The following is a 22667-nucleotide window of genomic DNA, read 5'->3' on the forward strand; positions in this document are numbered from 1 at the left end:
TTTTCGCTATTGTTATTAAAGCGTTAAATCAACACAAGCAAAAACATCGCAGAGTTAGATCTGGCGCTGCCGTGCCAAGTAAAACACAGGTAAAGCCAGCACCGCCATCAGCCAAAATATATTGGCTTGCCAAGTCGGGTAAAAATAGCCTGACATTAAGGTAAGTACCGCGGTAGTTAAACCTAGAGCAATCGCGGCATACAGGGCTTGTAGTTGAATGGCATATTCCGCAGAGGCTTCTTCTGAAATGTAACGAATGGCGGCAATTTGCGCAGCGGCAAAGGTAATTGCGTGCATGGCTTGCGCCATCACAATAACGCTAATTTCGGAGGTACTTGCCAGTAAACTCCAGCGCACCGCAACCCCCACTGCCGCTAATAAAAACAGTTGGCTAGCACGCCATTGGCCAAACCATTTACTGGCAAAAGCCATAAAGCAAACCTCGGCCAATACCGAAAAGCCCCATAGATAACCGATACTGGTTTCGCTATAGCCCACGCTTTTCCAATAGATAGAGCTAAAACTATAATACGCCGCGTGACTACCTTGAATACAGCTGGTGATAATAATAAAACGGATCACACTTGGTTTTTTTAGCACTTGCCAAAGCGGCGTGCGAACGGTGTTTTGTACTTGAGTATCTTTAGGCAGGGTAGCGGGCTTGATTAAGCTCATTAGTACTAATGCCAATAGACTAGCCAACATGGCATAGAGAATAATGTTGTGGTCAAAACGGGTGATCAGCCCGCCCATAATACTGGATGATACGATAAAGCTCACCGAGCCCCATAAGCGCACCTTGCCATAATCAAGGCGAATTTGACTAACCCATTTTGATGCAAGGGCGTCACCCAATGGCATTAACGGCGAGATAATAAAGTTGGCGAGTAAGGTGCCCAGCGCCAGTAACACAAAGCCTTGTAGAAATAGAAATAGTGCAAAACAAGCTAATGTAAGGAAACACAAATAGCGGATGACGGGTAGCAGCTGGCTTTCTTTTTTTACCCGCGGCACGATCAATAAGCTAGCAATACAGCGTAAAAATAGCCCCGAGCCCAGCACTAAACCGATTTGCCCTGCGGTTAACCCCTCACCTTCCAGCCATAACGCCCAAAAAGGCAGGAAAATACCCCAAGCAAAGAAAAATAAGGAGAAAAAGCTGGCAAGCCAAAGGGGAGAAGATAAAAAAGGCACTTAGTGAACTCCTTGGAGAATAAGTGCCTTATGATACCAGTTTGAACATTAGATCAAAATTTAAAACCGATTCCAAAATTCTCACGGAGTTTGAGAGGTTAGATCTGAAGGAGGATGAGTACAACCCGCAGTGCACTCAGCCCAAGCATCTTCAAAGTTCAGAGCACTTGCCGTTGGTCCATGGTTAATAGAATCCCTGCATTTTGACATGGTCTTACAAGAGTATTTTTTACCATTATATGTCATTTGATCATATTCAAAATATTTAAACGTAGGATCATAGGCGGGAGGTGTGTGTGCTGGATCATAAGGGTTATTAGAAGGGTTCAATCCATTTGACCCTGTTCCACCACCAACACCTGTTCCGCTTTGAGAAAGGCTAAAGTAACTATCAACACTAAAAGGGCTTACTGGACTAATAGGCATAATAAGCTTTTGAGATTTCAGTTCACCATCTAGCGATGTCCAATCATATTTTACTTGAAGATTAACTAACTGTGTTGATGTTGTTAGTCCACCTGATGTAACAAGCGAAACAGGGGTTGGGCTAACTGCACGAGTAAATGTAATTCCACCTATAGCCTGTGAAGTATCATCCTTTAGTTTGTTAAGCTTCCCCATAGACACAATATTCGTGAAAGTCGAGTCCTGAAACACTTTAGCGTCTTCAAACGATTGTTGAGCTAGTCTTACTGAAATTAAATACTCTTCTGCTTCAGCACTTTTATGGCGCATTTCTTTCTGTAAAGCTACGATCCCAGTTACACCAATAGAAATCACTAATAATGAAATAAGTACTTCTAAAAGTCCAAAACCTAAATTATTACGCATCTATATCACTCCAGCCACCAGGTACCCAATATGCTTTTTTTCCTAAAAGTTCACCCGGATCGGGTAAACCATCAAGCAAGTCTCGTCTATAATTAACAACTAGGGAGGCGGTATAACGAAAAGCGTATTTATAATCAACAATAAATGCACCATAGATATTACCTGTAACCTCTGCACCGAATCGTGCTAATTTCCTTGATGGATTGGTCGAATCAGAATTAAAAGCATACAACAATCCATTCAAGCTAAAATTACCATTTACATTTCCATCTTGTACAACAAGCATTATAGGGTTACTTTCAGTACCAATAGTGCCAAAACCTGTGGGTACATTACATTCACCAGTAACCCAAATTATTTTCGTTGAGCCAGCGTCTGAAATGGCTTGAGGTAAATTAGTACAACCTGTTATATGAACTGTAATCTCTGAATTATCTCGTAATTCCTTCCAATCTGTCTCGGGAACTCCTAAATAAGCATAAAGATTATCACCACGTAAGGCTGGATTTTTTACAACATCTTTTAAGTTCGTATTCAAGCTTCCGTCAGTCCCAAAATCAGCTCCCCCGACTTGAACAGCTGAAGGCGCAGCTTCTTTTCCCGGAAGCGCTGCATTTATATTAACAGAGCCATATAAGGAACTTGCCCCCGCCGCAATCAACGGTGAAACAATCGCTCTTCTTTCAGGAGGGTAAACAGCAATTCGAGAAATAGTTCTAGTTAGTAAACCACTATCGCCCTTACCTGTTGAATTAACCGTTACTAAACCACAATCAGCACACTCTTCAATAATTTCAACATCATAAACATCAACCTTGCTTAGATTGTATACATTATTACCCGATGCGTTTAGTGTCCCCGCTAGACCAGGGGTTGACGTTTTCCATCCTTTACTACTTAAAAAACTAATAGCATGCTCTAAACCCGCTTCGGCGTTAACAAAGGTTTCACGATAGCGATAATCATTGCTGCTAATTTTGGCTTCCATCAGCCGAGACTTTACCGAGAAAAAAGTAAAACTCGTGGCTGAAATCAATAATAAAAGAGTTACCGTTAGCATGGCTAAACCAGCTTGTTTATTTTGTCTGTGCTTTAACTTCATCATCTCAGCATTTCCATATTGCGAATTTGAATCAATGAAGACATTTCTTCAGTCGCCGTTTTTTGCGCTATTGAAGTCCCAGCTTTCAGTTCAACTTTAATGAACCGCACACGAGACTTATCAGGCCTAACAACTTCAGGGGTAAATTTAAGTTCGGTGACTTTAATGAAATTATCATCGGTTATAGCTTGCCACGTACCACCAGAACAATCAGTACTACTTTTAGGAATGAGAGCGCCTATTTCAATTTTCTGGCTGTTTAAACGAAAGCCAAAGCCTTCATTTAACGCAGGATCGCCCCCCGACTTATCTTTGTCATACATAAATAAAATACAATTATCAGCGCCCGCGCCCGTAGCATGGGTATAAATCTGGGCTGATTTTTCCGCAAAACTCACACCCGCTATAGGCGGTGCAGGCGTAAATGTCTCTAACCACATAAACTTATTAGCACCAGAAACAGTCCCTAGCGCATAGGAAATAGTATCCCCTCTATACCCCGCACGGCGAATATCAGATTCCATCAGGTGCATCACTGCCTGAAGGTCGGTTTTCATACGGGAGTATTTGATACTGTTGATGTTATTAACCACACCACTGACGTATAGGCTAGAGATCATGGCGATCACTAAGGTGCCTAGTACTAGGGATATCATTAATTCGACAAGTGAGAAGCCGTGTTGTTTTTTTAGATACATTCCTTGTAACCTAATCCTACATCGCCTACCTGGCAGATTCTGACCCTGCCGCGTAGGCTAGTGATCACATTTAATTGTTTATGCTGCGCATTTTCTAGCCGAATTGTACCGCCATTTGCAGTTAAACGCACGGATGAAAATTGTACTTTATTATCACTAAAGGTAACTGGTTCTACTGTTGCTAAAGTGATCTTCTCACCGTCAACCCAATCTGCACTGGTGTCTAGGCCATCTAATGTACAGGAGTTAGCCGTAAAACAATCGCAACTCGCTAAGTCAGTTAAACCCGTTTTCCATTTGTTACCTTGTTGGCAAAAATGAAGGTAGATGTTTTGATTACGCTTTAGCGCTTCGCTCTTGGCATGCATTAACCGGCTATAGGTAGATTCTGCAATACCTTTTAAGTTTTGATCTTGCGTTAAGCTTTGATAGGAAGGCAAACCAATGCCGAGGATAACCCCCATTACCACTAATGCTATCATTAACTCTATTAAGGTAAATCCTTGGGTAAATAGGCGGTTAAATCCGCAACTAACCACGTTCACCTTTTTTAACATATTCCCTTCTTAGCCGCTGGCATTTTAACATGAACAAAAAATAACCTCGATACTCAGATCACAGTTTAGTCAACTAAACGATAGATTTATCACTTAGAAGCAGTTAAGTGATATTTTTATTAATAGTGTGATCAGACTAAAGTCTGGCTAGTTAATCTTTGCTAGTTCGCTAAGCTCAAAAGAAGCGCTGAACAATTTCAAACCGTTAGAGGAGTTAATTGTGGCGGAGCACTTTAGCTTTACTCATGCACCATTTGATTTGTTGACCAAGAGCCAGCAAAAACTATTTTTGGATCATTTGGATATTGTCTATTTCCCCGAGCAAGCTCACTTCATAAAGCAAGGTGAAACCGCTAGCTTGCTTTACATAGTGCTAAAAGGATTGGTGGAAGAGTTCAGCGAGGCAAACCAATCCATTTTCGCTCACTACACTAATAACGACTTCTTTGATATTCGCAGCCAATTTGGCAGCCCATGCAAACACGATTATCGAACAATAGAAGAAACCATTTGCCATACTCTGCCAAGCGATGTATTTCGTGATTTGCTCAACAGCAACGCTGCCTTTGCCGATTATTTTCAACGGGATTTAGCACAAAAATATGCACAACTTGAAGCGCGTGAAGGTAATAAAAACTTAGCTGAGTTTATTCTGACCCGTATTGATGACTCTAACGTGCAACCTGCCATAGTTATTGGCAGCGATGTGAGCTTAAAAACCGCCACTAAAATGATGCTAGAACAAAAGTTGGAAACCTTAATTGTTGAGCAAGACGGGCTTTACGGCATGCTCACTGGTACCGATTTGTTGCGCGCGGCAGTATTAGACGAGCAAACGTTAGATTCCGCCGTCGCCCACTACGCCAATTACCGTTTAATTAGTATTGAGCAAGGTGACTTTTTGTTTAACGCCATGTTGGCCATGACCCAGCATCAAATAGAACGGGTAGTGGTTAAAAACGGCGACAGCATCGTTGGTATTATGGAAATGGCTCATGTGCTGAGTTTATTTTCCACCCACTCCCATGTGATTGCGCTACGTATTGCACGTGCGAAGAATATTGAAGAGCTAAAAAAAGCCGCGCAAACTTTAAATAATCTGGTCGAAAACCTCACCAACAATGGCATTAAAATTGTGTTCATTATGGAGCTACTAGCCACCATGAATGGTCAGATAATGAAGAAGCTGTTTGAACTATTAGTCCCAGAGTCGGTGCAAAACCAAGTTTGTTTGATAGTCATGGGCAGTGAAGGACGTGGCGAACAAATATTAAAAACCGACCAAGATAACGGTTTAATTTTAGGCGAACATCTTATTTGGCCTGAGCAACAAGCTACATTAGCAGCGTTTAGTCAGCACTTACTTAGCTTTGGTTATCCGCCCTGCCCCGGTCAAGTGATGGTTAACAACCCGTTTTGGGTAAAAACCAGCAATCAATGGCATGAGCAAATTGAACAGTGGTTATTACACGGACAATCGGGTGACAGCGAAAGCTTGATGCAATTAGCCATTATTAATGATGCCCATGCCGTCGCAGGTGATAAAACGCTTTTGCCCCCGTTAAAACAACAAATAATAGATGGCTGTAAAGGTAAAGAAGTCATGCTGTCACAGTTTGCCCGCATCGCCTTACAGTTTGGCTCACCTTTGAATTTTTTTGGCCATATCAAATCTAATGATGCTGGGCTTGATATTAAAAAAGGCGGCATATTTACTATTGTTCATGGCATTCGCTCATTGGCGATTGAACAAGGCATTGCTACAACCAATACTTTGGCGCGCATTAGAGAGCTAGCCAAATTACGGGTGTTAGAGCAAAAACAGTCACAAGATCTGCAAGAAACGCTGCAACTGTTTTTTTGGCTACGATTAGAGCAACATTTAACACCTCACCAGCAAGGTATGAACTTACTCGATATTACTCAACTTACTCCCAACGAACGCGATCTATTACGCCACGGTCTACATGTAGTGAAAAAATTTAAAAGCTTTTTAGCCCACCACTTTATGATTCGAGATTATTAACCATGCTTTTTCAACGGTTACTAAGACCATTTGATAAGATGCGTGCAGCAAAGGGACCATTTGCAGGGTTATTTACGCCATGTAGCGTAGATGAAGTCGTTTCAATTGATTGCGAAACCACCAGTTTAGATCCACAAAGCGCAGACATTTTAACCATAGGTGCAGTTAAAATTCGTGGTAACCAAGTGCTTACCTCACAAAAACTGAGTTTAAAAATCCAGCCTCCTAAACCTATTAATCAAGACTCAATTCCAGTTCATCACATAAGAAATCAAGATATAGCTGGCGCCATGAGCCTAGAGCAAGCTTTGCCAATATTACTCACCTTCATTGGTAACCGCCCCATTTTGGGTTACTTTGTGAAATTTGATATCACCTTAATTAACCGTTATACCGAGCTGTATTACGGCTTTCATTTACCGAATAAACCCATCGAGCTATGCCATGTGTACTATAAAAAGGTAAACACTTATTACCCAGACGCATGGCTTGATCACAAATTTGAAACCTTAGCTGACACCCTAGGTGTTCCCATTATTGGTCGTCACAGCGCCCTTGGGGATGCGATCACCGTCGCGTTAATGTATTTACAGTTACAACAAGGTAAACGCCCGAAACTAATGTAAGAAGTAATAAAAAATACTTTTATATCAAAAACTAAAAATAATTTTTTCGCCACCTCCCCATTATTCACGGGTTAGTCAGATACACCACATGTTACAAAAATTAATATTTAGGTGAAGCGGTTCACATTACTTTAACCTTTACCCGTCTATGATGTTCACCAAAATATTAAGTCTCAGTTTTATATAGTGTTAGCCAAAGGTCTAATTGTTAAAACTCATGTTTTATTCGAGTTTAATTATATATTTCAGGCTAGCGCCAGCCTGCAACAGTGGCATAGCAAAACTGATAGTGATTCCCTTCAAGGAGTGATAATGAGTGATATAAAGGTTTATCCAGTACAAGAAAACATCGCAAAGAATGCATTAATTGATGATGCGGGCTACCAAAAGATGTACCAACAATCGGTTGTTAACCCAGAAGGTTTCTGGCGTGAACAAGGTAACATTGTTGATTGGATCACCCCTTATACCAAGGTAAAAAATACTTCTTACGACCCAGGCCATGTCAACATCAAATGGTTTGAAGATGGTGAACTAAACGTTTCAGCCAACTGTATTGACCGTCACTTAGCAACTCGTGGCGATGATGTAGCTATCATTTGGGAAGGTGACAACCCTGCCGAAGACAAAAAATTAACCTTCAAAGAATTGCACCAAGAAGTGTGTCAATTTGCTAACGCATTAAAAGCGCAGGGCGTGAAAAAAGGCGACGTGGTGTGCTTATACATGCCAATGGTGCCTGAAGCGGCTATTGCCATGTTAGCTTGTACCCGCATCGGCGCGGTTCACTCTATTGTATTTGGTGGTTTCTCACCGGATGCATTAGCAGGTCGTATTGTTGACTCTAACTCTAAGATAGTCATTACTTCTGATGAAGGTCTACGTGGCGGCCGTGCGGTACCGTTGAAGAAAAACGTTGATGAAGCCCTCGCAAACCCTGCTGTTACTTGCATTGAAAAAGTGATTGTACTTAAACGTACCGGCGGTGATGTTGCTTGGAATGATAGCCGCGATGTGTGGTGGCATGAAATTACTGAAAATCAATCGCTAGAATGTGAGCCTGAAGCAATGAATGCGGAAGACCCATTATTCATTCTTTACACTTCTGGTTCAACGGGTCAACCAAAGGGCGTGCTGCACACTACAGGTGGTTACCTAGTGTACGCGGCCATGACCTTCAAATACATTTTTGATTACCAACCTGGTGATGTTTACTGGTGTACAGCTGATGTAGGTTGGATCACTGGCCACACTTATTTGGTTTACGGCCCATTGGCAAATGGCGCAACCACCATTTTATTTGAAGGTGTGCCTAACTACCCTTCAACGGCTCGTATGAGTGAAGTAGTTGATAAACATCAAGTAACTATTCTTTACACTGCGCCAACTGCAATCCGCGCATTAATGGCGAAAGGTGATGAAGCAACCGCTGGTACTAAACGTACTTCACTACGTGTGATGGGCTCTGTGGGTGAGCCAATCAACCCTGAAGCATGGGAGTGGTACTACCGTGCTATTGGTAATGCAAGCTGTCCAATTATGGATACTTGGTGGCAAACAGAAACGGGTGGCATTTTAATCACGCCACTGCCTGGCGCCACTGCACTTAAACCCGGCTCAGCCACACGTCCGTTCTTTGGCGTGCAACCTGCGCTAGTAGATAATGAAGGCTTGATCTTAGATGGCGCAACCGAAGGTAACTTGGTAATGCTAGATAGCTGGCCGGGCCAAATGCGCACCGTTTATGGCGATCATGAACGCTTTGAACAAACTTACTTCTCAACATTTAAAGGCATGTACTTTACCGGTGATGGCGCACGCCGTGATGAAGATGGTTACTACTGGATCACAGGTCGCGTTGATGACGTATTAAACGTGTCTGGCCACCGCATGGGTACCGCTGAAATTGAAAGTGCACTAGTTGCGCACCCAATGATAGCTGAAGCGGCCGTAGTGGGTGTACCACACGAAATTAAAGGTCAAGGTATCTATGCCTATGTCACCCTAAACGCAGGCGAAGAGCCAACGCCTGAGCTACACGCTGAAGTGAAGCAATGGGTACGTAAAGAGATAGGTCCAATCGCTACACCTGATGTTTTACATTGGGCAGAAGCGCTACCAAAAACCCGTTCAGGCAAGATTATGCGCCGGATCCTACGTAAGATCGCAACGGGCGACACCGGTACATTAGGTGATACTTCAACACTGGCGGATCCTTCTGTGGTTGATAAACTGATTGAAGAAAAATCCAAGGTAGTATAAAAGGGTTATTGAAAGCATAAGAAAAAATTCCATTCTACACTCGCTTGCCGGCTTTTTAGCCGGCTTTTTTTTAACTAAAAAGTATAGAAAGCAGTGTAATAAACTGATTTAACTAGCTTTAACATCATAAAACCGATGCTTTCAAGTTTTGTTTCATCAATTCAAACATGTCTTGATCTTTGTCTAATTACCGCTTAATTTGGCAACATATCTGCAAAGATCTTGTAAAGAGAAATGGATCAATGTCAAAAAATTGCAAAGTTCTATTATTAAACGGCCCCAACCTTAATTTACTCGGCATGCGTGAACCAGAAATCTATGGTGCGCAGACCCTTGCCGATGTAGTTGAAGATCTCACTCGCTTAGCTGAGACGTTCGAACTGGATCTTGATCACCTGCAATCAAACCGTGAATACGAGTTAATCGAAAAGATCCACCAAGCTATGGGCCATGTTGACTATATTATTATCAACCCTGCCGCTTTCACCCACACCAGCGTTGCACTTCGTGATGCGCTACTAGGCGTTAACATTCCCTTCTTTGAAGTGCATATATCTAACGTCCACGCTCGGGAAAGTTTCCGCCACCACTCTTACTTAAGTGATAAGGCTACCGGCGTGATTTGCGGCTTTGGTACTCAAGGTTATGAATTGGCTTTAAGAGCAGTCGCCAATAAACTAAAAACGGCAGAGTAATTAACAATTGTGTAAAACTACCCATATGGGTAGTTACATTAACATCAAAAAGTTGTCATTATCTACCTCGTGCTTACGGTCTACATTTACACAACAGTGTGAGAGCGGTTGTGTAATCCGTTTTTTACGCCATTGACACGAGAGAGCTAATTGGCGATTGCCCGACTATGTCGGGCTTTTTTTTTACTAGTAGCCTTATGATATGCTAACGCTTCCCAGTATTTCAGAACTCAAATTATTGATGTCGCCGCAACCGAATAAACGTGATCGCATTTGTCCTTTTAGCGGTTATTTTGCCGATGAAGCAAAAGAGGCCCAAGCGCAACAACAGCTGTGGCCAAGCCAAGCCCAAACCATACGCGTTCCTCTGATTATTTTTAGTGTCCTAATTGTCTGTGCTAGCTATCTCGATTATGTTCAATATCAGTTCGAACCACACTACTTTGTATTTTTAAGTTTACGCTTACTATTAGCGGGATTAGCAGGCAGTATTTATTGGCAATCAACTAAAGCCAGTAAGCCACGCCACTTTAATGCGCTGGTAGGCGTCTTCCAACTTTATATATTGTGCTTTTTCTTTGCGATTTTTTATGATCGTTGGTTTCTCAACCCCTTACCTAGTATTTCAGAAACCTTTTATACGGTGTTGTTCATAAGCTACCCCCTCCTAGCTTGTTATGTATTTCCCAGTCGTTTGTGGATTTCTCTGTGGCATAGTTTGCTGGCCGTGTTGATGTATATCTTTATTATCAACATGATCCCTGAGACACGACTGGAACATCACATTACCGAACTAGTTACCTGCCTATTTTTTGTTTATTACTCATATCACTTAATGCGCACCCGCCACCGCGATCAACGCCAATTGCTACTTTATGAAGCGCAACAACAAAACGCCTTGTCACTGGCAATTAAAGTAAGCCAAGATAAATCACGCTTTATTGCTGCGACCAGCCACGATTTACGCCAACCCCTACACAGTTTAAATATTTACAACGAGCTATTAACGCAACAGTTAAAAGCAACTCCAAGTATCAACTTACTCGAAAAATCTCGCCTTGCCATCGATTCTTTAAGCCAATATTTTGAAGCCCTGATTGATATTTCCCGATTAGATGCCGGTAATACGCCTTCTGAAAAGGTTCACTTTCAATTGCAAAGTGTATTAAAAAGCGTGGTTGACGAGCTGCAAGCATTAGCCCAAAAAAACCAAGTTAAGCTAGCACTCGTTAATACCCATTTTATCGCCTATAGCGACCCTATATTAGTAAGAAAAGTATTGGAGCAACTGGTTAAAAATGCACTGATACACAGCAGAAGTGACAAAGTACTAATTGGCATTCGTCGACAAAATGGTAAGGGACTAGTACAAGTTTGGGACCAAGGCCAAGGTATACCAGCCGATCAAATAGACAATATTTTTGATGAATTTAAACAGCTGGATAACCCAGAACGCAATCGTAACAAAGGCTTAGGCCTTGGCTTAGCCCTCGCTAAAAAAGTAAGCAATTTGTTAGCGCTCAATTTGACCGTCACCTCAACACCTAACCATTGCTGTGTTTTTAGCTTTGAGTTGCCAAAAGGTGACGCCAGTAAGCAGATTCTGTTGCAAAGGGATGAAGGCGAAAAAACAGAGCAAGCCAACCAAGCAGTATTGCTCGTTGATGACGATGAGATGGTTTTAGAGGCCATGACGGTGATGTTAGAGAGCTGGGGCTACCAAGTGTTTCAAGCAGCTAATGGCAACCAAGCGATGGCTCTCGCCATGGAACATACTGTTCAACTAGTGATCACCGACTACAACTTACCCGGTGGATATAATGGGCCAACTTTGCTCAACAAGCTCAACCAACAATATCAAACTACTTTACCAGCCATTATTCTTACGGGTGATATTAACTTAACCCCTTGCCACTCCACTCAGCAGTACGGTTATTTATTACTGCATAAACCAGTGAAAGGCGCACAACTAAGAATGGCAATCAGAAAGTTATGCCCGTCTTTGTGATAGCAAACCTAACTCATTAGCGCGAGTAACGGACTCTGTGCGATTAGATACCCCAAGTATCTTAAACAAACCACGTAAATGAAACTTCACTGTGTCTTCTGAAATATTCAAAATATCGGCCACTTTTTTATTGGGATAGCCCTTTGCAAGAAGTTTAAGCACATCCATCTGCCGCGGAGATAAGGAGTACTCGGGTGACTGCGCTAAAGATTCCTTATATTGCTTAATGCCCAGTGCAATAGACTCGGGAACGTGAATATGGCCATCAATAATAGATTCAATAGCACGAACAAGAGCGTCAGGTGGATAAGATTTAGGAATAAATCCCATCGCACCTGCATCAAGCGCATCAGAGATCTGTGAAATATCTTCAGAAGCCGAAACCACCGCAATAGGCAGCAGAAAATCACGCGCCGCTAAGGCGTGGATCATACTAAAGCCGTCCATCTCTGGCATCGAAAGATCCATTAAAATAAGATCAGGCGCAACCTCAGATAGTTCCCCTAAGGCTGAAGCGGCACTTTCAAAAATGACTACCTCTGCTCCGGTATTTTTTAAAATCAGCTCCATACCGTGTAAAAACAAATGATGATCATCTATCACTGCAATTTTAATATTCATATTTCTCTCACTGCGGCCAACCCTCATCATATCTGTTTATCTTTTTACAATCATAATGCTATGAAGATGTAATTATATAACTGGGTACCTAGTCATAGATTCGCGTAACTAATCTTGGCTAGATCACACTTTAAGTACTAAGCTTAATACCAAATGCAACATTTTTTTAACAATTAATGTCATTTATGTGATCAAAACGCTAGCTACAGCTTCATTGCAAATAATTGGCTTAGCAACTATGAGCATAAATAACAAAAAATTGCGTGTTAACAAAATTGCATCTTACCAACGGGCTCTGGTTAATTTGGAGAAAGTCTTATGCTTAGCAAGGTGACTTACGAAGTACTCCCTAGCACCTACCTATTAACAGGTATCGGAAGTATCTCTATGCTCGAGCCCTATTACGGTGTGATTGCAGGCTTTATCTTATATTCTATTGGCGCCTTGATTTGGGTAATGCGCTCTAATTACCGCAGAAAAGATGAGCACCGAAAACCGACTAGAACCCACTTTGTTTGGCCTGAATGGCTCTACGAGTTCACCCCTTTTATACTCATCGCAGGTGCGGCTTGGTTATTACAAGCCATCCCCGAAACAGGAACGATGGTAGCAGCAACAGCAATAGTGCTTTACGCATTACACAAACTCTATCAACGCTACCAACACCGCCAACATGAATGGCAAGAGATCAGTATTTACGCCCCGACCCGACGCTCGTCAAATAGAAAAATTGATCAATAGCATAAACTCTTAAAACGTAAATAAGGGTTATTTATTTGACTTGCTACACTTCTCTGATTAGCTAACAACAAGATATGAAGCGCCCCTGAAGGCTTGCAAAACCTAGTTATTGTAAGCTGTTACAACATCACTGCCGCCACCATCAGCTCCCATTTCCTTTGCGCGAGTAGTAGCCAGTGTTACCATTAGCAGCAGAGGATGACTACCCTGCGAAAGTACTCATCTGCGTTTATATGTCAAACAATGAGAGACAGCTATGCCTTGGATCCAATTAAAACTTAACGCTACCTCAGAAACGGCTGAGCCAATTAGCGAACTACTGCAAGATTCTGGCGCCTTAGCCGTCACGTTTTTAGATGCCCATGACACGCCCATTTTTGAGCCATTGCCCGGCGAAACCCGCCTTTGGGGAAATACCGATATCGTCGCTTTATATGAAGCCGACCAAGATTTGTTTCCTATTGTCGAAGCCTTAAAACTACACCCCATTATGACACCCGATTTTGCTTGGAAAGTTGAGCAACTTGAAGATAAAGACTGGGAGCGTGAATGGATGGATAATTTCCATCCAATGAAATTTGGCAAGCGATTATGGATTTGTCCGAGTTGGCGTGACGTGCCAGACGAAAGTGCGGTAAACGTCATGCTTGATCCAGGTCTTGCTTTTGGCACTGGGACTCACCCCACCACACATTTATGTCTTGAGTGGCTAGAAAGTTTAGACTTAGCCGGTAAAACGGTGATCGACTTTGGCTGTGGCTCTGGTATTTTAGCCATTGCCGCCTTAAAGCTTGGCGCCGCCAAAGTCATTGGCATCGATATCGATCCCCAAGCCATTACCGCTAGCTTAGATAACGCGAGTCGAAATAACGTAGCAGACAAAATAGAATTATACCTAGCGAAAGATCAACCTGAAGGCCTATTAGCAGATGTGGTGGTTGCCAATATTCTCGCAGGTCCACTTCGTGAGCTGTTCCAACCGATTAGCGCACTAGTCAAGCCACAAGGGTTATTGGGCTTATCAGGCATTTTAGAACAGCAAGCCGACGAACTAAACGCTGTATACAAGGCGCAATTTAATATGGATAGCCCAACCATAAAAGATGAATGGGCACGTTTGTCCGGCCAAAAAATCTAATATCAAAACGACACGCCCTGGTGGACTTGCCGCCAAGGAGTGTGATCCAAAGCAGCTCAAACACTAAATATAGGGCGTTTTGCAAGTATTTTTTTTGCAAAATGTCTATTTATTAACCTTTCCTCGAGCGCCAAAAATGCGTACACTACGCCGCCCATGTGAGAGGTAAGTGCGTTTCATGCGGATTGCAGATTATAAATTAGACAACCCAGTTATTTTAGCACCTATGGCAGGTATTACCGACCGGCCATTTCGTCAGCTGTGTAGAAAATATGGTGCCGCCTTGGCGGTGTCAGAAATGTTGTCCAGTAATCCATTGGTCTGGTCTACCGAGAAATCGAAAAACCGGATGGATCATGAAAATGAAACGGGCATACGCTCTGTACAAATTGCTGGTTCAGATCCTGAGTTGATGGCCGCAGCAGCACGTGAAAACGTAATGCGTGGCGCACAAATAATTGACATCAACATGGGCTGTCCAGCAAAAAAAGTAAATAAAAAGTTAGCCGGCTCAGCATTGATGCGCGAGCCCGATTTAGTAAAAGCCATATTAGAAAGTGTGGTGGATGCGGTAGATGTACCGGTAACGTTGAAAATACGCACCGGCTGGGATCCCGAAAACCGTAATGGCATTGAAATAGCTCAGCTAGCGCAAGCTGCTGGCATTCAATCATTAGCGGTCCATGGTCGAACTCGCCAGTGTATGTATAAAGGCAACGCCGAGTACAACACCATAAAAGCGATCAAGCAAAGTGTAAGCTTGCCTGTGGTGGCTAATGGGGATATTACCTGCCCTAAAAAAGCGAAAGAAGTACTGGTTTATACTGGTGCAGACGCCGTAATGATAGGAAGGGGAGCACAAGGACGACCTTGGATATTCCGAGAAATAGCCCATTTTTTAAGGACTGGCGAATTTCTGGCCCCACCTAGTCGGGACGAAATAGCTGAGAACTTATTAGATCATGTTGCACAATTGCATGATTTTTATGGGGAGTATACAGGTACCCGTATCGCTCGCAAACATGTGGGTTGGTACCTAAAAGAGCAACCGAATACTGAAGATTTTCGTAAAAATTTTAATACCTTAGAGTCTGCAATGATACAGCTTAAGGTATTAGAAGATTTTTTCATGCATTAAACTAAACAAAGAAGAGCTGATATCTTATGTTCGAACAAAACATTTCTTCTGAAGCGCTAACCACTACTACCAGTGTTCCAGCGACAGGCCAGACGACTCAACGCCCACTTCGTGATTCAGTACAACAAGCAATCACGAACTATTTTGCCCAGTTAAACGGTCAAGATGTAACTGAATTGTATGATCTGGTACTTTCTGAAGTAGAAGCGCCATTACTAGATGTAATCATGCAGTACACTCGTGGTAACCAAACACGCGCAGCAAACATGATGGGCATAAACCGTGGCACACTTCGCAAGAAGTTGAAGAAATACGGCATGAACTAATCAAACAGGCTTAATTGCTTGTAATAAAAAGGGTTTAGCTATTATAGCTAAACCCTTTTTTTGTCTTCTCATTTTACTCAACAATGAAGCGTAGGCTAAAATTAACGGGCTATGCAACCATTAACTTGAGGCTAGGCTCCATGCCTTTACCAAATTTACCTTTACGCTGGTAGCTTCCCTTACCTTTTTTAGCCTTTTCAATACGTTGCTTAAATAACGGCGTATGTAATACCGCCTTTACCGCACTTTCACCTATGGTACCTTTGTGCAACAAAAAGTCTGTTTGACCTTGCCCTTGCGGTAGAATTGCTACCTTTGTTTTATTTTTTTTCATCATTTTCACCTATAAAAAAGCCGTGCTAGTTATTTAGCACGGCACATTATTGAACCAAATTCAGTCACTACGCAATAGAAATCGAATGGCTTTATTGGTTTCTTTTCAAATTAAAGTGGAAGAACTCACTGGAGCCATCATCGTTATCACAAACTAAGGCACCTTTAATATAATTTTCATTGTCTTCTGAAATCATTAAAGACTCAGCTTTAGTTAATACCGCTTTACCGTCTTTTTGTAAAATAGCTGAGTAGAATGTCAGATCAATTTCATTTTCAGTGGCATACTTCACCATAGGTAACACACCAATAAAACTCCCTAAAATGTAGCCTTTCTTGTTAATGTTACTGGCGGCTTCAATCGATGCGGTAAAAACTAGACTATCTAGCTTTTCTGAATAGGTCGCGCCCGATAAACCCGCTTCAAAACCGTGCATCCTAGGCAAAATTACTTTTTTCACCACTAAGTGCTCAACTTGATCACGCCCACCCAACATGTACTCTACTAGCTCAGCAGTTTTAACTTCAAAAATTAAGTTATCGCCGAAATTACCACGGTTGAGTATATAAGTATGCTCATTCGCAACAGCTAACCCTTCAATATTAAACTCTTGTTTTTCAGTAAAATTACCCGCTTTATGGAGCTGACTATAGAGCGGTGTTAATGAGCGCTCAATAATTTTAGAGTGATCTTGACTAACCAAGTAACCCCATTCACGCACCATAGCTTTAGAGCCAGAGCCTAAGATTAAAAAGGCTTTACCTTCTTCAAAAGGCACCAGCGTCATCGACTCATAGTCGGGCTTAATATCACTGCCTAAGGTGCCATTCTCGGTTAAGCTTTCAGCCGGAAATTGCTTAATGGTCGTTAACGAGTCAACATTAAATGCTTTATCGAGTTTGTAGAGAAAAGGCGACATATCACTAACAGCAAAAATGCCATCACCCGTAGTGACCAGTGAAGAAGCTGCAGGGACTTTTTCACTATGCACTGCGTCACCTAATTCAACCACATATTTGTGCCCTGTTCGCGCATGGGCTTGCCCTATCACTGATGCCAGTAATAGCACCATGACTACTTTATTAAACATCCTTGCTCCCGCCATATTATCGCTATAAAAAGTTTATTAAAAAATATGCTCAAACTTTACAAGTTATTGCCTTGTAAATCTATTAATCAACAGGCAAAGCTAAAATAATATCCCTAAACGACTTCAAGAGGCGAGATCAAAAATACAGAAACAAGGGCTACTCTAAAAAACTCATACTAACGAGTGAGGATATCAGTCTTAACCTAATGTTGCCTAATTGGTCAAAACTGATATTGATGACAAGTACCACAGGTAAACTAACTAAGTATGCGTTGTTGCGCTTTCTGCCAAAACACCTTCACCATTAATACCGCGAGTAACACACTTGAACCAATAGTGATCCAACTTGGTAGTAATTGATGATCCATTGCCGACAGTGGCGCCACCTGAAAACCATACACGGCAACCAAATAGTTAGTTAACGCACCAAAGACCAGCGACATACCTATTACGCCAACTAAGTAAGCCACAAGTGCGCGATTGCCTAACTCTTTATACACCACACCGAGTGTCGCCACGTTAGTCGCCGGACCCGCCATCATAAATACCAATACCGCCCCGGGGCTAATCCCTGACATGAGTAATCCTGCTGCAATAGGCGTTGAAGCTGTGGCACAAATATACATAGGCACACTAATAAGCACCATGACTAACATTGCCCAAATACTGTCCCCCCATTGCGCTAGAAAATCCGTTGCAACATAGGTTTTAACGAGCGCGGCAAAAAATAAACCGATCAACAACCAAACACTGATGTCACGTACTAAGTCGGTGGCAGCAAACGTCACACCTGAGCTTAATTTAGATAATATGGATTTGTGCTTAACAACAGGTTCCGCGGTCGTGATTTTTTCGCTTTCACAACAGCTAGGTGGCACAGAGTCAGAAGCTGATGTCGCTTTTTCACTCGCACAGCAACTCGATTTCGCCGGCTCCGTTACCGCTGATGATTTTTCACTCGCGCAACAACTCGATTTCGCAGGCTCTGTTACAACAGCTGCTTTTTCACTCGCGCAGCAGCTGGTTTTGCTCGGCTGTTGAGCTTGTCCATCGGCTTTATGTTGTTCATAGAATTGCTCTTCTTTACCGACTAATAGACCCGCTACAATAGCACTTACTATCGCTGCAATAGGACGAATAATCGCCATAAAAGGCCCCAATAGTGCGTACGATACCGAAACTGAATCAACCCCCGTTTCTGGTGTTGCCACTAAAAAAGCCGTGGTAGCGCTTTTCGAGGCACCATTTCGTCTTAAGCCAAGAGCCGCCGGGATGACTCCACATGAGCACAGAGGCAAAGGTGCACCAATAAAGGCTGCCTTAATGGTGGTTTTAAATCCCTTTCCCCCAAGATGTCGTGCCAAAAAGTCAGCAGGAATACATTCTTTAATCAGTCCAGCAATCAGTAGACCTAACATCATCCAAGGAGCAGACTCCATAAACAAATCTATAAAATTACTAATTAACATAATGCTTCCTTATCACTAGCGGCTAGCGCTTCTAAAATTGAACAGTGGCTAGCTGGTTCAGCTCCACCACAACAAGAATCACTAAGCTTTTGCAGTGAAGAGCGAAAAATTTCTAATTCCCTAATCTTGGCTTCCACCTGTGCTAACTTAGTATCGGTAATTAATTTCGGCTCAGCACAACTGTGTTCCTCACTTTCCAAACGAATTGACAACAGTTCAGCAATATCATCCAATGAAAAACCCACGCTTTTAGCACGTAGTATAAAATGCAACTTGGCTTCATCATTTTGGTTATATAAGCGATACCCAGCTTCATTCCGAGCACTGGGCACCAATAGCCCAGATTTTTCATAGAATCTTAATGTGTCAGTCTTTAAGCCGCAGCGAGCAGCCATCTCACCAATTCGATACATGACGCTTTCCTATGTTGTTAATGAATGCATCCATTCTAAAGCTTAGACCTCACTCCAAGGTCAAGCACTATTTCAACATAACCGTAAATAAACCCCCACCCAGATCACAACGCAGGCCCATTTCGATGCTTTTTTACACAAAAAAAACGTATTTAATGCCTTTTTATTCCGTTTTTTCTGGTTAAAAGCAAGACAAATTAAGGTAGAATACCCGCCAATTTTTACGTGCAAATAAAAACACCAATAGCACGATAAAAATTGTTTTACCCACCTTCAAATCAATAACGGGAAAAAGTAGAAATGGACATAGCTCGACCTATTAAACGTGCGCTAATCAGCGTATCTGACAAAACAGGTATTGTGGATTTTGCGCGTGAGTTAGCAGAAAAAGGCGTAGAAATTCTGTCTACCGGCGGCACGTTTAAATTACTGGCTGACAACGGCATTAAAGTAATCGAAGCATCCGACTACACCGGTCATCCAGAAATCATGGACGGCCGCGTTAAGACACTGCATCCAAAAATTCACGGCGGTATTTTAGGTCGTCGAGGTACTGATGAAGGTGTAATGGCTGAAAATAACATTCAACCAATTGACATGGTAGTAGTAAACCTTTACCCATTTGCAGCCACGGTTGCGAACCCAAACTGTAGCCTTGAAGATGCGATTGAAAACATCGACATCGGTGGTCCAACCATGGTGCGCTCAGCGGCTAAAAACCATAAAGATGTGACCATAGTAGTTAACGCCAGCGACTACGACCGCGTATTAGCTGAGCTAAACAACAACGACGGTAGCCTAACTTACCAAACACGTTTTGATCTAGCCATTGCCGCATTTGAACATACTGCGCAATACGACGGCATGATCGCTAACTACTTCGGTACTAAAGTACCCAGCTACGGCGAAAATAAAGAAGGCGATGAAGAATCTAAATTCCCACGCACCTTCAACCAACAGTTCCAAAAGAAACAAGACATGCGCTACGGCGAAAACAGCCATCAAGCTGCAGCCTTCTATGTTGAAAACGACATTGATGAAGCATCTGTTTCAACCGCTCGTCAAATCCAAGGTAAGGCTCTGTCTTACAACAACATCGCTGATACTGACGCAGCACTAGAATGTGTTAAAGAATTCAGTGAACCTGCTTGTGTTATCGTTAAACACGCTAACCCTTGTGGTGTAGCATTAGGCGACAATATTTTAGACGCTTACGACCGCGCTTACAAAACGGACCCAACCTCAGCATTTGGCGGCATTATTGCCTTTAACCGTGAGCTAGATGCTGACACGGCAGAAGCAATTGTGTCTCGTCAATTTGTTGAAGTAATCATCGCACCGAAAATCAGCGCAGCCGCTGAGCAAATCGTTGCCGCGAAGAAAAACGTACGCTTATTAGAGTGTGGCGAATGGAGCGATAAAACCAAAGGCTTTGACTTTAAACGCGTTAATGGCGGCTTGTTAGTACAAGATCGTGACCAAGGCATGGTGTCGTTAGACGACCTTAAAGTGGTCACCAAACGTCAACCTTCTGAGCAAGAGCTAAGCGATGCACTATTTTGCTGGAAAGTAGCAAAATACGTGAAATCAAACGCCATAGTTTACGCTAAAGACAAATGGACTATCGGTGTTGGCGCAGGCCAAATGAGCCGCGTTTACAGTGCCAAAGTTGCAGGCATTAAAGCCGCTGACGAAAACCTAGAAGTGGCTGGTAGCGTTATGGCATCAGATGCATTCTTCCCATTCCGCGATGGCATCGACGCAGCAGCTGAGGCCGGAATCACTTGTGTGATCCAACCAGGTGGCTCGATGCGCGATGACGAAGTGATTGCCGCAGCCGACGAACACGGCATGTCAATGGTATTTACTGGCATGCGTCACTTCCGCCACTAATCCCAATTTTAAACGGCTAACTCAGGTTAGCCGTTTTTGTTTATTTTTCTTTAATTTCTCTGCTAATAAAAAGCGTCGTATTTATCTGCGAGTCTTTTTAATTAAGGATCAAACATGAAAGTATTAATCATTGGTAGCGGCGGCCGTGAACACGCCCTAGCCTGGAAAGCCGCACAAAACCCAAGTGTTGAAACGGTATTTGTTGCGCCAGGTAATGCCGGCTCAGCCCTAGAAGCGAAAGTTGAAAACGTAGCTATCGGTGTTGAAGACATTGCTGCATTAGTTAAATTCGCCCAAGAAAACCAAGTAGAGCTCACCATTGTTGGCCCTGAAGCGCCATTAGTAATAGGTGTGGTTGATGCGTTTCGCGCAGCTGGCCTTAAATGCTTTGGCCCAACGAAAGGCGCAGCGCAATTAGAAGGCTCTAAAGCGTTTACTAAAGACTTCCTTGCACGCCAAAATATTCCGACCGCTTGGTACCAAAACTTTACTGAGATTGAGCCAGCAGTGGCTTACATCAAAGAGAAAGGTGCGCCAATTGTGGTTAAAGCAGACGGCCTAGCAGCGGGTAAAGGCGTGATTGTCGCCATGACCGAGCAAGAAGCCATTGATGCGGTTAACGACATGCTAGCAGGTAACGCTTTTGGCGAAGCGGGTAGCCGCGTAGTCATCGAAGAATTCCTAGATGGTGAAGAAGCGTCTTTCATCGTAATGGTTGACGGTAAAAACGTACTACCTATGGCGACAAGCCAAGATCATAAACGTGTTGGCAATGGCGATATCGGTCCAAATACTGGCGGTATGGGCGCATATTCTCCTGCCCCTGTGGTCACACAAGAAATTCACGATCGCATCATGAACGAAGTGATCTACCCCACAGTGAACGGCATGGCGGCAGAAGGTAACACTTACACCGGTTTCCTTTATGCAGGTCTAATGATCATGGCCGACGGTACGCCGAAAGTGATTGAGTTTAACTGTCGCTTTGGCGATCCAGAAACACAACCTATCATGCTACGTATGCAATCTGACATCGTTGAACTATGTTTAGCAGCAGAAGCTGGCAAGCTAGATAGTGTCACCGCTGAATTTGACCCTCGCGCAGCAGTGGGTATTGTATTAGCAGCTGGCGGTTACCCGGGTGACTACGCTAAAGGTGATGTAATTTCTGGCATTCCAACTGTTGATGTTGAAGGCGAGAAAGTGTTCCATGCAGGTACGAGCTTAAAAGACGGCAACACGGTAACCAACGGTGGTCGCGTACTGTGTGCTACTGCATTAGGTAACACAGTGACACAAGCGCAGCAACGTGCTTATGAGCTAACCAAGCAAGTCAGCTGGAAAGACTCGTTTTACCGTACTGACATCGCTTACCGCGCCATTGCACGTGAGCAAGCAGCTAAGTAGATCTTTCGCGATATAAATATCGCTTATATGGACTCCTCGTATTGTTCAATAGTTTTGCGATGTCATAGCATAAGATGCGTGCTTATATACGGGCTCTC

At 42.9% G+C, this 22667-nt stretch carries 21 protein-coding genes; 11 read left to right on the forward strand and 10 right to left on the reverse strand.

What is annotated here, in order from left to right:
* Window positions 1-54: 54 nt before the first annotated feature.
* The 5 genes from Q4519_RS13335 to Q4519_RS13355 all read right to left on the reverse strand — a co-directional run bounded on the left by Q4519_RS13335 (window position 55) and on the right by Q4519_RS13355 (window position 4382).
* Window positions 55-1194, reverse strand: a complete 1140-nt coding sequence (locus tag Q4519_RS13335) for a 3-phenylpropionate MFS transporter (RefSeq protein ID WP_303512993.1) — start codon at window positions 1192-1194, stop codon at window positions 55-57.
* A gap of 81 nt (window positions 1195-1275) precedes the next feature.
* Window positions 1276-2025 (reverse strand): prepilin-type N-terminal cleavage/methylation domain-containing protein, encoded by a 750-nt coding sequence (locus Q4519_RS13340; protein ID WP_303512996.1) that lies wholly within the window; start codon window positions 2023-2025, stop codon window positions 1276-1278.
* Window positions 2018-3130 (reverse strand): pilus assembly PilX N-terminal domain-containing protein, encoded by a 1113-nt coding sequence (locus Q4519_RS13345; RefSeq protein ID WP_303512998.1) that lies wholly within the window; start codon window positions 3128-3130, stop codon window positions 2018-2020. The genes Q4519_RS13340 and Q4519_RS13345 overlap by 8 nt, the downstream gene beginning before the upstream one ends.
* Entirely contained in the window at window positions 3127-3825 is a 699-nt protein-coding gene (locus Q4519_RS13350; protein WP_303513001.1) for a prepilin-type N-terminal cleavage/methylation domain-containing protein, read from the reverse strand. Before Q4519_RS13350 ends, Q4519_RS13345 begins: the two co-directional genes overlap by 4 nt.
* Window positions 3816-4382, reverse strand: coding sequence for a GspH/FimT family pseudopilin (locus Q4519_RS13355; protein WP_303513003.1), 567 nt, complete (start codon window positions 4380-4382; stop codon window positions 3816-3818). Before Q4519_RS13355 ends, Q4519_RS13350 begins: the two co-directional genes overlap by 10 nt.
* A 220-nt stretch (window positions 4383-4602) precedes the next feature.
* Here Q4519_RS13355 and Q4519_RS13360 point away from each other — a divergent pair, with 220 nt between their 5' ends.
* The 5 genes from Q4519_RS13360 (at window position 4603) to Q4519_RS13380 (ending at window position 11999) form a co-directional block, all read left to right on the forward strand.
* Window positions 4603-6408 carry a DUF294 nucleotidyltransferase-like domain-containing protein gene (locus tag Q4519_RS13360; protein ID WP_303513005.1) on the forward strand — a complete coding sequence of 602 codons (1806 nt, stop codon included), beginning with the start codon at window positions 4603-4605 and terminating at the stop codon, window positions 6406-6408.
* A 2-nt stretch (window positions 6409-6410) separates the two neighbouring features.
* Entirely contained in the window at window positions 6411-7034 is a 624-nt protein-coding gene (locus Q4519_RS13365) for a 3'-5' exonuclease (protein WP_232799802.1), read from the forward strand.
* Window positions 7035-7346: 312 nt separating this feature from the next.
* On the forward strand, window positions 7347-9296 hold the full coding sequence (acs, locus tag Q4519_RS13370; protein WP_232799803.1) for an acetate--CoA ligase: 1950 nt from the start codon (window positions 7347-7349) through the stop codon (window positions 9294-9296).
* A 242-nt stretch (window positions 9297-9538) separates the two neighbouring features.
* Window positions 9539-9991, forward strand: a complete 453-nt coding sequence (aroQ, locus tag Q4519_RS13375) for a type II 3-dehydroquinate dehydratase (RefSeq protein WP_232799804.1) — start codon at window positions 9539-9541, stop codon at window positions 9989-9991.
* A 202-nt stretch (window positions 9992-10193) separates the two neighbouring features.
* Window positions 10194-11999 carry a hybrid sensor histidine kinase/response regulator gene (locus Q4519_RS13380; RefSeq protein WP_303513008.1) on the forward strand — a complete coding sequence of 602 codons (1806 nt, stop codon included), beginning with the start codon at window positions 10194-10196 and terminating at the stop codon, window positions 11997-11999.
* Here Q4519_RS13380 and Q4519_RS13385 read toward each other — a convergent pair.
* Complete coding sequence (locus tag Q4519_RS13385; protein WP_232799806.1) at window positions 11982-12620, reverse strand: response regulator transcription factor; 639 nt, start codon at window positions 12618-12620, stop codon at window positions 11982-11984. The two genes, Q4519_RS13380 and Q4519_RS13385, sit on opposite strands and share 18 nt — an antisense overlap.
* Window positions 12621-12938: 318 nt before the next feature.
* On the opposite strand from Q4519_RS13385, the gene Q4519_RS13390 reads away from it, so the two are divergent.
* From Q4519_RS13390 to fis, 4 genes are all read left to right on the forward strand, one after another.
* A complete protein-coding gene (locus Q4519_RS13390; protein WP_232799807.1) occupies window positions 12939-13361 on the forward strand; it encodes a hypothetical protein in 423 nt (140 codons plus the stop codon).
* 256 nt (window positions 13362-13617) lie between these two features.
* Window positions 13618-14499: a 50S ribosomal protein L11 methyltransferase gene (gene prmA / locus Q4519_RS13395; protein WP_232799808.1), complete on the forward strand. Its 882-nt coding sequence runs from the start codon at window positions 13618-13620 to the stop codon at window positions 14497-14499.
* A gap of 178 nt (window positions 14500-14677) precedes the next feature.
* On the forward strand, window positions 14678-15637 hold the full coding sequence (gene dusB, locus Q4519_RS13400; protein WP_232799809.1) for a tRNA dihydrouridine synthase DusB: 960 nt from the start codon (window positions 14678-14680) through the stop codon (window positions 15635-15637).
* Window positions 15638-15663: 26 nt separating this feature from the next.
* The gene (fis, locus tag Q4519_RS13405) at window positions 15664-15963 is read left to right on the forward strand and encodes a DNA-binding transcriptional regulator Fis (protein WP_232799810.1); all 300 of its coding nucleotides are present in this window, start codon (window positions 15664-15666) and stop codon (window positions 15961-15963) included.
* Between the two features lie 109 nt (window positions 15964-16072).
* Here fis and arfA read toward each other — a convergent pair whose 3' ends face one another.
* The 4 genes from arfA to zntR form a co-directional block, all read right to left on the reverse strand.
* Window positions 16073-16300, reverse strand: coding sequence for an alternative ribosome rescue factor ArfA (gene arfA / locus Q4519_RS13410; protein ID WP_303513012.1), 228 nt, complete (start codon window positions 16298-16300; stop codon window positions 16073-16075).
* An 88-nt stretch (window positions 16301-16388) separates the two neighbouring features.
* A complete protein-coding gene (locus tag Q4519_RS13415; RefSeq protein WP_232799812.1) occupies window positions 16389-17387 on the reverse strand; it encodes a hypothetical protein in 999 nt (332 codons plus the stop codon).
* 257 nt (window positions 17388-17644) lie between these two features.
* Window positions 17645-18856: an SO_0444 family Cu/Zn efflux transporter gene (locus tag Q4519_RS13420; RefSeq protein ID WP_303513015.1), complete on the reverse strand. Its 1212-nt coding sequence runs from the start codon at window positions 18854-18856 to the stop codon at window positions 17645-17647.
* A complete protein-coding gene (gene zntR, locus Q4519_RS13425) occupies window positions 18850-19269 on the reverse strand; it encodes a Zn(2+)-responsive transcriptional regulator (RefSeq protein WP_232799814.1) in 420 nt (139 codons plus the stop codon). Before zntR ends, Q4519_RS13420 begins: the two co-directional genes overlap by 7 nt.
* A gap of 300 nt (window positions 19270-19569) precedes the next feature.
* Between zntR and purH the strand changes: the two genes are divergently transcribed.
* Both purH and purD read left to right on the forward strand, forming a co-directional pair.
* Entirely contained in the window at window positions 19570-21162 is a 1593-nt protein-coding gene (gene purH, locus Q4519_RS13430) for a bifunctional phosphoribosylaminoimidazolecarboxamide formyltransferase/IMP cyclohydrolase (protein WP_303513022.1), read from the forward strand.
* 114 nt (window positions 21163-21276) lie between these two features.
* The gene (gene purD, locus Q4519_RS13435; RefSeq protein ID WP_303513024.1) at window positions 21277-22569 is read left to right on the forward strand and encodes a phosphoribosylamine--glycine ligase; all 1293 of its coding nucleotides are present in this window, start codon (window positions 21277-21279) and stop codon (window positions 22567-22569) included.
* The last annotated feature ends 98 nt before the right edge of the window (window positions 22570-22667 follow it).

This window comes from Motilimonas sp. 1_MG-2023 (assembly GCF_030547455.1).
GTDB lineage: Bacteria > Pseudomonadota > Gammaproteobacteria > Enterobacterales > CBDFNC01 > Motilimonas.

What these genes read in the sequence shown, in the direction of transcription:
- Q4519_RS13340 (WP_303512996.1), bottom strand. Translation starts at nt 2,025, where the DNA reads ATGCGTAATAATTTAGGTTTTGGACTTTTAGAAGTACTTATTTCATTA.
- Q4519_RS13345 (WP_303512998.1), bottom strand. Translation starts at nt 3,130, where the DNA reads ATGATGAAGTTAAAGCACAGACAAAATAAACAAGCTGGTTTAGCCATG.
- Q4519_RS13350 (WP_303513001.1), bottom strand. Translation starts at nt 3,825, where the DNA reads ATGTATCTAAAAAAACAACACGGCTTCTCACTTGTCGAATTAATGATA.
- Q4519_RS13355 (WP_303513003.1), bottom strand. Translation starts at nt 4,382, where the DNA reads ATGTTAAAAAAGGTGAACGTGGTTAGTTGCGGATTTAACCGCCTATTT.
- Q4519_RS13365 (WP_232799802.1), top strand. Translation starts at nt 6,411, where the DNA reads ATGCTTTTTCAACGGTTACTAAGACCATTTGATAAGATGCGTGCAGCA.
- acs (WP_232799803.1), top strand. Translation starts at nt 7,347, where the DNA reads ATGAGTGATATAAAGGTTTATCCAGTACAAGAAAACATCGCAAAGAAT.
- aroQ (WP_232799804.1), top strand. Translation starts at nt 9,539, where the DNA reads ATGTCAAAAAATTGCAAAGTTCTATTATTAAACGGCCCCAACCTTAAT.
- Q4519_RS13380 (WP_303513008.1), top strand. Translation starts at nt 10,194, where the DNA reads ATGCTAACGCTTCCCAGTATTTCAGAACTCAAATTATTGATGTCGCCG.
- Q4519_RS13385 (WP_232799806.1), bottom strand. Translation starts at nt 12,620, where the DNA reads ATGAATATTAAAATTGCAGTGATAGATGATCATCATTTGTTTTTACAC.
- Q4519_RS13390 (WP_232799807.1), top strand. Translation starts at nt 12,939, where the DNA reads ATGCTTAGCAAGGTGACTTACGAAGTACTCCCTAGCACCTACCTATTA.
- prmA (WP_232799808.1), top strand. Translation starts at nt 13,618, where the DNA reads ATGCCTTGGATCCAATTAAAACTTAACGCTACCTCAGAAACGGCTGAG.
- dusB (WP_232799809.1), top strand. Translation starts at nt 14,678, where the DNA reads ATGCGGATTGCAGATTATAAATTAGACAACCCAGTTATTTTAGCACCT.
- fis (WP_232799810.1), top strand. Translation starts at nt 15,664, where the DNA reads ATGTTCGAACAAAACATTTCTTCTGAAGCGCTAACCACTACTACCAGT.
- arfA (WP_303513012.1), bottom strand. Translation starts at nt 16,300, where the DNA reads ATGATGAAAAAAAATAAAACAAAGGTAGCAATTCTACCGCAAGGGCAA.
- Q4519_RS13415 (WP_232799812.1), bottom strand. Translation starts at nt 17,387, where the DNA reads ATGTTTAATAAAGTAGTCATGGTGCTATTACTGGCATCAGTGATAGGG.
- Q4519_RS13420 (WP_303513015.1), bottom strand. Translation starts at nt 18,856, where the DNA reads ATGTTAATTAGTAATTTTATAGATTTGTTTATGGAGTCTGCTCCTTGG.
- zntR (WP_232799814.1), bottom strand. Translation starts at nt 19,269, where the DNA reads ATGTATCGAATTGGTGAGATGGCTGCTCGCTGCGGCTTAAAGACTGAC.
- purH (WP_303513022.1), top strand. Translation starts at nt 19,570, where the DNA reads ATGGACATAGCTCGACCTATTAAACGTGCGCTAATCAGCGTATCTGAC.
- purD (WP_303513024.1), top strand. Translation starts at nt 21,277, where the DNA reads ATGAAAGTATTAATCATTGGTAGCGGCGGCCGTGAACACGCCCTAGCC.